Here is a 13,771-nt window from a genome sequence, read left to right on the forward strand (position 1 = left end):
TATGTTTGTCGATCACGTAAAAGTTTATGTTAAAGGTGGCGACGGCGGAGATGGCATGGTTGCTTTCCGTCGCGAAAAATATGTACCAAACGGCGGCCCTGCCGGTGGAGATGGTGGTAAAGGCGGGAATATCGTCTTTATCGTTGAAGAAGGATTGCGTACGCTAATGGATTTCCGTTACAAACGGATTTTTAAAGCAGATCGCGGAACACATGGCATGAGCAAAAACCAACACGGTGCCAAAGCAGAAGATACATTGATCAAAGTTCCACCAGGCACAGTTGTAAAAGACGTCGATACAGGCGAAACAATTGCTGACTTAGTTGAACATGGTCAAACTGCGGTTATCGCTAAAGGTGGACGCGGCGGACGAGGAAACTCACGTTTTGCAACGCCTGCGAACCCTGCTCCAGAACTTTCTGAAAAAGGCGAACCGGGTTATGAGCGTAACGTCATTTTGGAATTGAAAGTATTGGCAGATGCTGGACTTGTCGGATTCCCAAGTGTCGGGAAATCGACGTTATTGTCAGTGGTTTCTGCAGCTAAACCGAAAATTGCTGAATACCATTTCACAACGATCGTTCCAAACTTAGGCATGGTTGAAACAGAAGACCAGCGTAGCTTTGTTATGGCCGATCTTCCTGGATTAATCCAAGGCGCTCACGAAGGAATCGGTCTTGGCCATCAATTCCTACGCCATATTGAACGTACGCGTGTAATTATTCACGTAATTGATATGTCTGGTCTTGAAGGACGCGATCCTTACGAAGATTATTTAACAATCAATGAAGAATTAAAACAATACAATATGCGTTTAACTGAACGTCCGCAATTGGTAGTTGCAAATAAAATGGATATGCCAGATTCTGAAGAGAATTTAGCGAAATTCCGCGAAAAATTGCCGGAAGATGCACGTATTTTCCCGATTTCTGCATTGTCACGCAAAGGATTAAACAATTTGTTGTTCGCGATTGCTGATGTCATTGAAGTAACTCCAGAATTCCCATTAATGGGCGATGAAGAAGTTGATTCTGAAAGCACAGTATTGTACAAACACGAAACGGATGCTGATGGCTTTGATATTACCCGCGGTCCTGATGGCGCATTTATCTTGTCTGGTTATGCGATTGAACGTATGTTCAAGATGACGGACTTTTCTCATGAAGACTCAATTCGTCGTTTTGCTCGTCAAATGCGCGGTATGGGTATTGATGATGCCCTTCGTGAACGTGGAGCGGAAAATGGCGACACAGTTCGCTTGCTTGAATTCGAATTCGAATTTATGGATTGATGCGGAGGTAGCTTGAATGAAGGATATTTCAGAACAACGATATTATTTAGTGCGTGAAGACGTATTAACAGAAGCGATGCAAAAAACGCTTGAAGTGAAAAGAATGTTGCAAAATGACCGCATTTCGATTATGGATGCCGTAAACAAAACAGGTCTTTCGCGCTCTGCGTTTTATAAATATCGTGACGCTGTATTTCCGTTCCATTCGATTGTCAAAGAACGGATCTTGACGGTCTTCTTACAATTAGAAGACCGCTCAGGAACGCTTGCGACACTTCTGCAAACAGTCGCTGAAAATGGCTGTAATATTTTAACCATACATCAAACCATTCCGATTCAAGGACGGGCGAATGTGACTTTGTCTTTGGACGTTACGGCGATGGACGGGAACTTGGACGTATTTTTGCAACAGCTGAAAAAACTCGATTTTGTCGAGTCGGCTGATGTGGTATCAAGTGGATCATCTTAATGGAGGAATGTTTAAATGACTGGACAAGCTATAAGTAAACGAATCTCATATTTAGGGCCGGAAGCGTCATTTACACACCTTGCGGCAACAAAAGTTTTCCCTGAAAGTACCCTAGTGTCATTTACAACTATTCCCGAATGCATAGAAGCAGTGGTAGAAGGCAGCGTAGATTACGCTGTCGTCCCACTGGAAAATGCATTAGAAGGATCGGTTCCATTAACCGTGGATTACTTATTCCACGAAGCCCAATTGTATGTGACAGCTGAAGTGTTATCACCGATTGAGCAGCATTTATTGGTGCACCCTGAAAACCGTCACGCGGAATCATTTGAAGCGATTTATTCGCATCCGCATGCATTGGCACAATGCCACAAATATCTTTATTATACATATAAAAGTACGCCACTAGAGCAATATAGCTCGACAGCAGCTGCAGCTAAAATGGTATCTGAATTGCCAGAGCGTAATATTGCGGCAATCGGCAATGAATTTTCAGCCCATAAATACGGCTTGGATATTTTACAGCGCGATATTCATGATTTCCATTTTAACCACACACGCTTTTTCGTGTTGTCAAAAACCAATCATAAGCTAGAAAATCCGCAGCATGAGGATCAAATTAAAACTACATTAATGATGACCTTGCCAGAAGATGACCGTTCAGGTGTTTTACACCAGATTTTGTCGGTTTTTGCATGGAGACGTTTGAATTTGAGTAAAATCGAGTCAAGGCCATTGAAAACGGGTCTTGGAGATTATTTCTTTATTGCGGATGTATTAGCAGATGAAAACGATGCAATGATGCGTGGTGCGTTTGAAGAACTTACAGCTTTGGGTTGTACAGTGAAAACGCTTGGCTCGTATTACACTTATAAAAATTAAACACAAAAGTCCCGCAGCATTTCGCTGCGGGACTTTTGTCATTCGAAATCTATTCACTTTCCTCTAATAAAAATCCGCTTTCACGCATTGCGCTCACAGCTTGATCAAGTGTTGCGTTGTCTGGCGCGGTAATAGTGTGAAGATGTGTACCATCTGTTAGCTCGAGTAAATAACTAGCGCCCGTATCGCGGATGCGTTTCATAAAGGCTTCTACTTCTTGAACGTTTGATACGTGAACACCCGCTGTTAGTTCACCGTAAACTGGATGCTCAATCGACACATCTTTAACGGTAACGCCCGCTTCTACTAATAAAATTAATTCGCGTTCTGTTTCGTCAGCTTGGTGACGACATGCAATGCGACGGCTCGCTTTTTCTGTCGTGCGTTCCGCTAAATACAAATAACCTTGGCTCGTTGCAATGATCGGTTCGCCCTTCGCTTTTAACAAAGTCATATCCCCAACAATTACTTGGCGAGATACGTTGGCAAGAGACGCCAAATCACTGCCCGTCATTGGAGTGTTCGATGTTTTGATTTTTTCTAGCAGAAATTGGCGTCGTTGTTCACCTAATAATTTTTTCATGTAAATCCCTCACTTATCGACTCGTTACAGCTATCTTATCATGTGCTGAACAACAGTGGGATTATTTCGTCTAAAGCACAGGAATATGCTATAATTGTTAAGTTGAATTAAAGGAGAGACTGTCCATGTACGATTACATAAAAGGCACGGTGACACGCGTAACGCCTGAATATTTAGTAATAGAGCAACAAGGAATTGGCTGGCAAATTTTTGCGCCAAACCCGTATTCATTTGGTACAGAAGATTTACAAGTATTTCTTCATCATCATGTGCGAGAAGATGCTCAATTGTTATTTGGCTTTCCAACATTCGAGCAGCGAGAATTGTTTCGCAAATTGATTTCGGTTTCTGGCATCGGTCCAAAAGGCGCGTTAGCCATTTTAGCGACTGGACAACCCCAACATGTTATTGAGGCGATCGAACAAGAAGATGAATCGTATTTAGTGAAATTCCCAGGAGTCGGTAAGAAAACAGCTCGACAAATGATTTTGGATTTAAAAGGCAAGCTTACCGAGTTTTTCGGCGAGTCGTTAGGAGCAGAAAACACGAATAGCTTGTTAGCACATGACCGTGTTGAACTTGAAGAAGCGATGCTGGCACTTGGTGCACTTGGTTATTCAGAACGGGAAATCAATAAAGTGAAACCGCAATTGCGCGATTTGGATTTAGATACAGAAGGATTTATGAAAAAAGCGTTACAGTTATTACTCAAACAAAACTGATGAAAGGAGGCGAACGGCATGGAAGACCGCATTATAGATAGTGAAATTTCGGAATTTGATGATCGTTTTGAACAATCATTGCGACCTCAAATGTTGTCTCAATATATTGGGCAACATAAAGTAAAACACAATTTGCAAATTTTCATCGAAGCGGCAAAAATGCGTCAAGAAAGTTTAGACCATGTCTTGTTGTACGGGCCTCCTGGACTCGGGAAGACGACGTTGGCTGCTGTTATCGCCAATGAAATGGAAGTTAACGTTAAAATGACCAGCGGACCAGCAATTGAACGTCCGGGTGATTTAGCCGCAATCGTATCGTCATTAGAACCTGGTGATGTATTGTTTATCGATGAAATTCATCGCTTAAATCGTGCCATTGAAGAAGTGCTTTATCCGGCGATGGAAGATTTTTGTTTGGATATTGTCGTCGGTAAAGGTCCGACAGCGAGATCTGTAAGACTCGATTTGCCCCCATTTACATTAATTGGCGCAACAACGCGTGCGGGAGCGTTATCAGCACCGCTGCGTGACCGTTTTGGTGTATTGTCACGACTCGATTATTATGACACGGAAGCGTTGACGGAAATCGTTATTCGTTCTTCAAAATTATTCGAAGCAGACATCGACCCTAACGCCGCTATTGAAATTGCACGTCGTTCTCGTGGAACGCCGCGTATTGCCAACCGTTTACTAAAACGAGTTCGTGATTATGCACAAGTTCGCGGCACCGGCACCATTACCATGGACATGGCAGAGCAAGCACTAGAAATGCTGCAAGTCGATCCACTCGGACTCGATCACATCGACCATAAATTATTGACGGGTATGATAGAACGTTTCCGCGGTGGTCCGGTTGGATTAGATACCATAGCAGCAAGCATTGGAGAAGAATCGACAACAATTGAAGATGTTTACGAACCATACTTATTGCAAATTGGTTTTATCCAACGAACACCAAGAGGTCGTACTGTTACACAATTAGCCTACGAACACTTTAAAATGGAGATGCCTGAATGACAAAACTAACTGTAAAGACAAGCTTAAATATACAAGATTATGATTTTGAGTTACCTGAAGAATTGATCGCGCAAACGCCTTTACTCGACCGCACGTCAAGTCGGCTTTTGGTTATGAATAAAGAGACAGGAGCGACATCTCACCGTCATTTCCGCGATATAATCGATTACTTGGATAAAGGAGATACGCTCGTATTAAACGATACGCGCGTTTTACCTGCGCGTTTAATGGGTGTCAAAGAAGATACTGGCGCAAATATTGAATTGCTGCTATTAAAGCAAATTGAAGATGATGTGTGGGAGACTTTGGTTAAACCTGCGAAAAAAGTGAAAATCGGCACGGTCGTGTCATTTGGCGATGGCTTATTGCGTGCAGAATGTACCGGTATTCTCGATCACGGGGGACGTCATTTTAAAATGATTTACGACGGTATTTTTTATGAGATATTGGACCAATTGGGTGAAATGCCATTACCGCCTTATATTCGTGAAAAACTAGAAGATCAAGATCGTTACCAAACGGTTTTTGCTAAAGAACGAGGCAGTGCAGCAGCGCCGACTGCTGGACTTCATTTCACAGATGAGTTGCTAGAAAAAATCCGTAACAAAGGCGTTAATATCACCTTTATCACGCTTCACGTCGGACTTGGTACATTTCGACCGGTGTCGGTTGATTCGATTGAAGACCACGAAATGCATTCGGAATTTTACCGAATTACAAAAGAAACGGCTGAACTCATCAATGAAACAAAAAGAAAAGGTGGACGAATTGTGTCTGTTGGCACAACTTCGACACGTACGCTTGAGTCTGTTGCTCAAAAATTTGACGGCGAATTACAAGAAGATAGTGGCTGGACCGATATTTTCATATTCCCAGGCTATGAATTTAAAGCGGTAGATGGCTTGATCACCAATTTCCATTTGCCAAAATCCACATTGGTCATGCTTGTTAGTGCTTTATCAAGCCGAGACCATATTTTAAACGCCTATAACCAAGCAGTAGATGAACGCTACCGCTTCTTCAGCTTTGGAGATGCGATGTTTATTGAACCACAGAAAAAGGAGACTCACCAATGACATCAGCAGTTACGTACGAACACATTAAAACCTGCAAACAAACAGGCGCACGACTAGGGATCGTTCACACTCCACACGGTTCTTTTGAAACACCGGCATTTATGCCAGTTGGCACTCAAGCTACAGTAAAAACGATGTCGCCAGAAGAATTAAAAGCAATGAACGCAGGCATCATTTTGAGCAACACATATCATTTATGGTTGCGTCCAGGTAATGATGTCATTAAAGAAGCTGGTGGATTGCATAAATTCATGAACTGGGATCGTCCGATTTTAACGGATTCTGGCGGATTCCAAGTATTTTCACTGAGTGAATTCCGTAATATTAAAGAAGAAGGCGTTCATTTCCGTAACCATATGAACGGCGATAAATTATTTTTAAGCCCAGAAAAAGCGATGCACATTCAAAACGACTTGGGTTCTGATATTATGATGGCGTTTGATGAATGTCCGCCATTCCCAGCGACGCATGAATACATGAAATCGAGTGTTGAGCGAACTTCACGTTGGGCAGAACGTTGCCTTGAAGCGCATCAGCGCCCGCAAGACCAAGGATTGTTTGGTATTATTCAAGGTGGCGAGTTTGAAGATTTGCGAAAACAAAGTGCTCAAGATCTTGTATCTCTTGATTTCCCAGGATACGCAATTGGCGGATTATCAGTGGGTGAACCAAAAGACGTTATGAACCGTGCGTTAGAATTTACGACGCCGTTAATGCCTGCGGACAAACCACGTTATTTGATGGGTGTGGGATCACCAGATTCGTTAATTGACGGAGCAATTCGCGGCATTGATATGTTCGACTGTGTATTGCCAACACGTATAGCGCGTAACGGTACATTGATGACAAGCACAGGGCGTTTGAACATTAAAAACGCAGCATTTAAACGTGATTTTGGACCAATCGACGAGAAATGTGATTGCTACACATGTACAAATTATTCACGGGCATATGTCCATCATTTAATTCGTGCCGATGAAACCTTCGGAATTCGACTTACTAGTTATCATAACCTGCAATTTCTGTTAAACTTAATGGGACAGGTTCGTCAAGCTATTCGTGAAGACCGCCTGGGAGATTTCCGCGAAGAATTTTTTGAAGCTTACGGTTTCAATAAACCCAATGCTAAAAATTTCTGAGTTTGAAAAAGAATAGAGAAAGTGAAAGGGGGAAATTGAATAATGGATACGTTAATTGCGTTATCACCTTTACTATTAATGTTCTTGTTGATGTGGTTTTTCATCATCCGTCCTGCCCAAAAGCGTCAGAAAGCAACTAAAAACATGCAGACTGAACTAAGACGTGGCGACCGTATTGTCACAATCGGTGGTTTGCACGGCCTAGTGGATGCAGTTGATGATGCAACAATCTACATCACTGTAGCTGATGGCACGCGCTTGCAGTTTGAGCGTCAAGCAATCGCACGTGTAGTGGAATCTGCAAAAGCAACAATCTAAATGCAAAAGTGCGCCTTCGATTTAGAAGGCGTTTTTTTATTGAATAAATAATGTCCTTATTCTAAATTTTCCAGTTACGAGGTACAATAGATAGAGCACACCAGAAAGGAGTATTCGCATGACGAGTTATCCCGAACAATTTGAATTCGTTTTGCCAGCGCTCGAAAGTAAACGTAGTGAATTTCATCATTTCGATTATGATACATTTACAGAAGAAGATTTATGGGAGTTTTGTGTAAAGAAAAAATGGCGTAAAAAAGATATAAACACCATGCACCTGTATGAAATGATTAACGATATTATGGATATGACGGCATCTGACTTTTTAGCTTACCACCAAGTTGTAGAGTTAAAAAAAGCCCGATGGCATGATGATAGTACGCTTGAAAATATTCAACATTTGCTGCGTCCACCTAATAAAAAATAAATACACATTTTTTATTAAGTAGACAGATCTCAACTAGATTTTAAAAAACACACATTTTTCACTCGATTACCCGAGTTGAATTTGACAGCGCATTAACGCTGTTTCATAATGATAGTGCTGTGTTTTTCACGACGAGGAGGAAATTTACATATGAAAGCAAGAGGTCGCATTATTGCCTTTTTCTTATTGGTTGTTGTACTGATAGGAGTTATTGGCAGCACGAGTTTACCAATCGCAAAAGACATTAAATTAGGGTTGGATTTGCAAGGTGGTTTTGAAGTGCTTTACGAAGTATCAGCGCTTGAAGATGGCCAAGAAATCACGCAAGACGTGCTGACGGATACGACAAATGCGTTAATGAACCGAATTAACGTACTAGGTGTCAGCGAACCGGTTATTCAAATTGAAGGAGAAGACCGCATTCGCGTTCAATTAGCAGGCGTTGAGGATCAGTCTTCTGCGCGAGAATTGCTATCGACTGAAGCAAACTTAACGTTCCGTGATGCCGAAGACAATTTATTGCTTTCAGGGAATGACTTGAAGCAAGGAGGCGCAACTGGAACTTTCGATTCTAATGGTAACCCAATCGTGACATTAGAATTAAACGATCCGAGTAAATTTGCTGAAATCACAGAACAAGTTTCACAAATAGCGTCACCAAATAATGTACTAGTTATTTGGCTTGATTTTGAAGAAGGTGTCGATTCATACGCAGAAGAGCGGTTAAAGGCCGATTCAAAATTTGTTTCAGCTCCAAGTGTGAGTCAGCGAATTTCTTCGCCATCTGTTGAAATTTCAGGATCATTTACAGTAGAAGAAACTCAAAATCTTGCGGGTATTTTAAATGCTGGTGCGTTACCGGTTAGCTTAGAAGAAATTTATTCGACTTCTGTGGGTGCACAGTTTGGTGAACAAGCACTTGACCAAACAATGGTTGCAGCAGCAGTAGGTATTGCACTAGTGCTATTGTTCATGCTCGTATATTATCGTTTACCAGGTATGGTCGCGGTTGTTACGCTATCCGCTTATGTGTACTTGATTTTATTAGTATTTGAATGGATTGGCGGCGTACTAACTTTGCCAGGTATAGCAGCAATTATGCTTGGTGTCGGGATGGCAGTTGATGCCAATATCATCACATACGAACGTATTCGTGAAGAAATGCGTACCGGGAAATCGATTAAAGAGTCGTTCCGAGTAGGTGCACGTTCATCATTCTCGGCGATAATTGATGCCAACGTTACAACTTTATTAGCAGCAGCAGTGTTATTCTATTATGGAACTAGCTCTGTTAAAGGTTTTGCGACTTTACTTATTATTTCTATTTTAGTCAGTTTCTTAACAGCTGTTTGGGGATCGCGTTTACTGCTTGGCCTATGGGTCAACAGTGGTTTACTCGACAACAAGCCTGGCATGTTCGGATTAAAAAAATCAATCATTCATACAAAAGAAGAAGGTTTAGAAATTACGGATCTATCTACACGTTTTGATCGCTTTGATTTTGCACGTAATCGCAATAAGTTTTTCTTAGCTTCGATTGTGTTGATCGTTTCAGGAATGGCGGTTCTTGGTGTGTTCCGTCTAAATCTAGGAATCGACTTTTCAAGTGGTACGCGTGTGGAAATAGCTTCAGAAGCCGCGTTAACAAAAGAAGAAGTACAAACTTTCTTAGATGGTGCTGGATTTGAAACAGACGATATTGTTATTTCAGGTGACGATTCCAATATCGGTGTTGCTCGTTTTGCAGAAGAGTTTAGCCAAGAAGAAATTAATAACTTAAAAGCTGTAACGATGGATGAGTTTGGTGCAGAACCAAACGTCTCAACAGTATCACCGACAGTAGGACAAGAGTTAGCGAAAAATGCATTGTATGCATTATCTATTGCAGCTGTTGGTATTATCATCTATGTTGCATTCCGTTTTGAATGGCGAATGGGTGTCGCATCGATTGTTGCATTAATTCACGATGCATTCTTCATCGTTGCAGCTTTCAGTTTATTGCGTCTCGAAGTGGACATTACCTTTATCGCCGCTGTCTTAACAATTATCGGTTACTCGATCAATGATACAATCGTGACGTTTGACCGAATTCGTGAAAACATGAAGCGCATGAAGAAAATTGACACTGTCGAACAACTAGAAAAAGTGGTCAACGTATCACTTCGACAAACGCTAGGTCGTTCGGTTAACACAGTAATGACAGTGTTATTAGTGGTGATCGCCTTATTAATCTTTGGTGCACCATCAATCACAAACTTTTCGATCGCCTTACTAATCGGTTTAATCGCCGGTACCTATTCTTCGATCTTTATCGCCGCTCAGTTATGGCTGATTTTGAAAAAAGGTGAGTTGAATAAAAAAGGTCCGATTGATATCGAGAAAAAAGAACAAGAAAACAAATGGGGTTCTGACGAGCCGGTTGTTTAAGTTTGAAATAGAAATGGAACAGGGTATAGTTAGATTGACCCTGTTCTATTTTTTTAGTTGAAAGGAGAAATGACAATGAAATTACAATGGCTACTTTTAATTGGACTTGTTTTTGCAGTAATTATTGCCGTATTTGCCGTTGTCAACGTTGACGAAGTACCGGTCAATTATGTATTTGGAGAAGCCGAATGGCCGTTAATCTTGGTGATTTTAGCTTCTGCACTTCTTGGATTTTTACTCAGCAGTGTGTTGGCGATAATGCGCAACTACCAAATGCAACGCAAAGTTAAAGCGTTGCAAAAGGAAATTGCCGTTAAAGAAACATTGATCGCGACACAACAAAACGAAATTGGGGCTTACCAAAAAGCGGGCGTAGAACCGGAAGCTCAAATTGTAACAAGCGAAAAACCACCAGAAGAATCAACCGAAAATACAACTAAAGAGGAATTCTAAAAAATGAACCTTTCGATGGAGACATCGAAAGGTTTTTGTCTGTGATTTTTTACTGTATAATGAATCGGTGAGGAAGTGAATTCGATGATAGAATCTAAAAAAAGATGGCGTTTAACAACGCCAGATGAACAACAAGTCCAAGACATCCAGAACGAATTGAATATATCATCTGTGCTAGCTAAAATATTAGTGACGCGTGGTTTAAACACGGCTGAAGCAGCTCGCGCATTTATGAAAATGGACCTTAGCGGCATGCATGATCCTTATTTGATGAAAGATATGGACATTGCCGTTACGCGTATTCGCGAAGCAATTGACAAACAAGAGAAAATTGTTGTATACGGTGATTACGATGCGGATGGTGTCACGAGCACAACCGTTATGATGACTGCGTTGCAAGATTTAGGGGCCGATGTGTCCTTTATGATACCGAATCGTTTTAAACATGGGTATGGACCCAATACTGAATTGTTCCAACAAGCTTTTGACAACGGAACAAAATTAATCGTCACTGTCGATAACGGCATTTCAGGCATCGAGCAAGTTGATTTTGCTAATAACTTAGGAATGGATGTTATTATCAGTGACCACCATGATATTGGAGATCAATTACCAAATGCATTAGCGATTGTTCACCCGCGTCATCCCGAAGGACATTATCCTTTTGGCGAACTGGCTGGAGTCGGGGTCGCGTTTAAAATGGCTCACGCACTTTATGAAGAAGTTCCAGATCATTTAATCGAGTTGACAGCGATTGGTACTGTTGCCGATTTAGTGCCGCTTCACGGAGAAAACCGTTTGTTTGTAAAAGAAGGGTTGGCCGCATTAATTGATTCACCGAGTCCGGCGATTGGAGCTCTTTGTGAAGTAGCCGGCATCAAACAACAAGACATTACTGAAGAAACAATTGGCTTTATGTTTGGGCCGCGTATTAATGCTATTGGTCGCCTGCAAGATGCCGACCCAGCTGTTCAAATGTTCTTAACAGAAGACCCAGCAGAAGCGCGTTCATTAGCTTCCGGACTAGATGTGTTAAATAAAGAACGACAAGCAATTGTTAAACAAATAACAGAAGAAGCGATGCAACAAGTTGAACAACGTTATCCAGATGGTGTGCCACATGTTATCGTTGTCGCTCAAGAAGGTTGGAATCCTGGAGTAGTTGGGATTGTGGCATCAAAACTGACTGAGAAATTTTATCGTCCGTCGATAGTGTTGTCGCTCAATCCAGAGAATGGCAAAGCAAAAGGTTCAGCTCGAAGCATCGATGGCTTTCATTTGTATAACGAATTAGCCAAAAACAAAGATATTTTGCCGCATTTTGGAGGACATCCAATGGCAGCCGGTATGACCCTTGAAGCGAGTGATGTGGATGAGTTACGTGAGCGATTGATCAAGCAAGCAGAAATAAGTTTAACAGCAGAAGATTTGCTGCCTGTTGTGGACATTGATATTCCGCTTCGTTTAGATGAAATCGATATTACAGCAATTGAATCGATGCGTGCACTTGCGCCGTTTGGTATGGGCTTTGCAAAACCGAAGTTTTATCTTGAAGGTGTCCATGTGTCGTCAATCCGCAAAATTGGCGCTGCTTCAAACCACCTGAAAATAGAATTGACGCAACACGCTGCAACGCTGGATGCAGTAGGCTTTGGGCTCGGTTCTGTGGGGGATGAATTAACACCAGATGTTAAAATTGATGTGATTGGTGATTTGCAAGTGAATGAATGGAATGGACGCAAAAAGCCGCAACTAATGGTGGAAGATGTTCGTACAGACCAATGGCAATTATTCGATATTCGTGGCATTCGCCAAGTATCTCGTTGGTCAAAACTGATTCCGCAACAAAACCAAGTGTTTTTAGCTTTTAAAGAAGAAACACCTGCATTATTTCAATCATTTTTGCCACAGCCCATTTGTACAGTTGCTCAATTAGATGCTTTACCTGATAGCAAAGACCATTTAGTGCTGTTGGACTTACCAGAGTCTGAAGAACAATTGGCTGAAGTGCTATCGAAATTAAAACCAAAACGAATTTATGCACATTTTCATGCAAAGGATTCTCAGTATTTTGAGCAAATTCCGACGCGAGAACAATTTAAGTGGTTATTCGCTTTTATTAAAAAGCGGGGGTCATTTGATTTCAATAAACACTGTGACGAGTTAGCAAAACATAAAGGATGGACACGGGAATCATTATTTTTCATGCTGCAGGTGTTTTTTGAACTTGGTTTTGTTACACTTAACAATGGTATTACCGAGATCGCGCAATCGCCAAGCAAACAGGATTTATCAGAAGCTCCGATTTATAAACGTCGTGAGCAGCAGATTGCCTTAGAGCAAAAGCTTTTGTATGCATCTTTTAAAGATTTAAAAGAGTGGTTCGATACGAAAGTATCCGCCAAGGAGGAAGAAATATGGATTTAAAACAGTACATTACCATTGTTGAAGATTGGCCAAAACCAGGAATTCGTTTTAAAGACATCACGTCGTTGATGGACAACGGAACTGCCTATAAGTATGCAACAGACAAAATTGTTGAATACGCAAAAACAGTAAATGCTGAAATCATCGTAGGACCTGAAGCACGCGGATTTATCATCGGCTGCCCAGTAGCTTATGCACTTGAACTTGGCTTTGCTCCAGTGCGCAAAGAAGGCAAATTGCCACGTGAAGTGATCAAAGCCGAATACGGTCTTGAATACGGAACGGACATTTTAACGATGCATAAAGATGCCATCAAACCGGGTCAACGTGTATTGATCACGGATGATTTGCTTGCAACGGGTGGTACGATTGGTGCTACGATTAACTTGGTAGAACAGCTTGGCGGCATTGTCGTGGGCTGCGCATTTTTGATTGAATTGACTTACTTAGATGGTCGCAAAAACTTAGGCGGCTATGACGTCACGACATTAATGCAATATTAATATGAAATCTCTTTGCCTTTTGGTGAAGAGATTTTTT

Annotated in this window: 14 protein-coding genes; 13 read left to right on the top strand and 1 reads right to left on the bottom strand. The window is 41.5% G+C overall.

Going from position 1 to position 13,771, the window contains the following annotated elements:
- Position 1: 1 nt before the first annotated feature.
- Genes obgE through pheA form a run of 3 tightly spaced genes read left to right on the top strand, consistent with a single transcriptional unit; the run spans position 2 to position 2,642 of the window.
- Positions 2-1,291 carry a GTPase ObgE gene (gene obgE, locus MLE13_RS04850; RefSeq protein ID WP_240748319.1) on the top strand — a complete coding sequence of 430 codons (1,290 nt, stop codon included), beginning with the start codon at positions 2-4 and terminating at the stop codon, positions 1,289-1,291.
- 16 nt (positions 1,292-1,307) lie between these two features.
- Positions 1,308-1,760: an ACT domain-containing protein gene (locus MLE13_RS04855; RefSeq protein ID WP_008431510.1), complete on the top strand. Its 453-nt coding sequence runs from the start codon at positions 1,308-1,310 to the stop codon at positions 1,758-1,760.
- Positions 1,761-1,775: 15 nt separating this feature from the next.
- Positions 1,776-2,642, top strand: a complete 867-nt coding sequence (gene pheA / locus MLE13_RS04860) for a prephenate dehydratase (RefSeq protein WP_240748320.1) — start codon at positions 1,776-1,778, stop codon at positions 2,640-2,642.
- A 49-nt stretch (positions 2,643-2,691) separates the two neighbouring features.
- Here pheA and MLE13_RS04865 read toward each other — a convergent pair whose 3' ends face one another.
- Entirely contained in the window at positions 2,692-3,225 is a 534-nt protein-coding gene (locus MLE13_RS04865; protein ID WP_240748321.1) for a transcription repressor NadR, read from the bottom strand.
- A gap of 125 nt (positions 3,226-3,350) precedes the next feature.
- On the opposite strand from MLE13_RS04865, the gene ruvA reads away from it, so the two are divergent.
- The 10 genes from ruvA to MLE13_RS04915 all read left to right on the top strand — a co-directional run bounded on the left by ruvA (position 3,351) and on the right by MLE13_RS04915 (position 13,734).
- A complete protein-coding gene (gene ruvA / locus MLE13_RS04870) occupies positions 3,351-3,947 on the top strand; it encodes a Holliday junction branch migration protein RuvA (RefSeq protein ID WP_240748322.1) in 597 nt (198 codons plus the stop codon).
- 18 nt (positions 3,948-3,965) lie between these two features.
- On the top strand, positions 3,966-4,964 hold the full coding sequence (gene ruvB / locus MLE13_RS04875; protein WP_008498937.1) for a Holliday junction branch migration DNA helicase RuvB: 999 nt from the start codon (positions 3,966-3,968) through the stop codon (positions 4,962-4,964).
- Positions 4,961-6,040, top strand: coding sequence for a tRNA preQ1(34) S-adenosylmethionine ribosyltransferase-isomerase QueA (gene queA / locus MLE13_RS04880; protein ID WP_240748323.1), 1,080 nt, complete (start codon positions 4,961-4,963; stop codon positions 6,038-6,040). Before ruvB ends, queA begins: the two co-directional genes overlap by 4 nt.
- Positions 6,037-7,179: a tRNA guanosine(34) transglycosylase Tgt gene (gene tgt / locus MLE13_RS04885; protein ID WP_240748324.1), complete on the top strand. Its 1,143-nt coding sequence runs from the start codon at positions 6,037-6,039 to the stop codon at positions 7,177-7,179. Before queA ends, tgt begins: the two co-directional genes overlap by 4 nt.
- A gap of 42 nt (positions 7,180-7,221) precedes the next feature.
- Entirely contained in the window at positions 7,222-7,497 is a 276-nt protein-coding gene (gene yajC, locus MLE13_RS04890) for a preprotein translocase subunit YajC (RefSeq protein WP_240748325.1), read from the top strand.
- Positions 7,498-7,615: 118 nt separating this feature from the next.
- Positions 7,616-7,924, top strand: a complete 309-nt coding sequence (locus tag MLE13_RS04895; protein WP_240748326.1) for a post-transcriptional regulator — start codon at positions 7,616-7,618, stop codon at positions 7,922-7,924.
- A gap of 150 nt (positions 7,925-8,074) precedes the next feature.
- Positions 8,075-10,351: a protein translocase subunit SecDF gene (gene secDF / locus MLE13_RS04900; RefSeq protein ID WP_240748327.1), complete on the top strand. Its 2,277-nt coding sequence runs from the start codon at positions 8,075-8,077 to the stop codon at positions 10,349-10,351.
- Between the two features lie 75 nt (positions 10,352-10,426).
- On the top strand, positions 10,427-10,804 hold the full coding sequence (locus MLE13_RS04905; RefSeq protein WP_240748328.1) for a LapA family protein: 378 nt from the start codon (positions 10,427-10,429) through the stop codon (positions 10,802-10,804).
- A gap of 84 nt (positions 10,805-10,888) precedes the next feature.
- Positions 10,889-13,231: a single-stranded-DNA-specific exonuclease RecJ gene (recJ, locus tag MLE13_RS04910; protein ID WP_240748329.1), complete on the top strand. Its 2,343-nt coding sequence runs from the start codon at positions 10,889-10,891 to the stop codon at positions 13,229-13,231.
- Positions 13,222-13,734 carry an adenine phosphoribosyltransferase gene (locus MLE13_RS04915; protein WP_240748330.1) on the top strand — a complete coding sequence of 171 codons (513 nt, stop codon included), beginning with the start codon at positions 13,222-13,224 and terminating at the stop codon, positions 13,732-13,734. The genes recJ and MLE13_RS04915 overlap by 10 nt, the downstream gene beginning before the upstream one ends.
- Positions 13,735-13,771: the final 37 nt, after the last annotated feature.

Origin of the sequence: Planococcus halocryophilus (genome assembly GCF_022489025.1) — a bacterium.
GTDB lineage: Bacteria > Bacillota > Bacilli > Bacillales_A > Planococcaceae > Planococcus > Planococcus halocryophilus_A.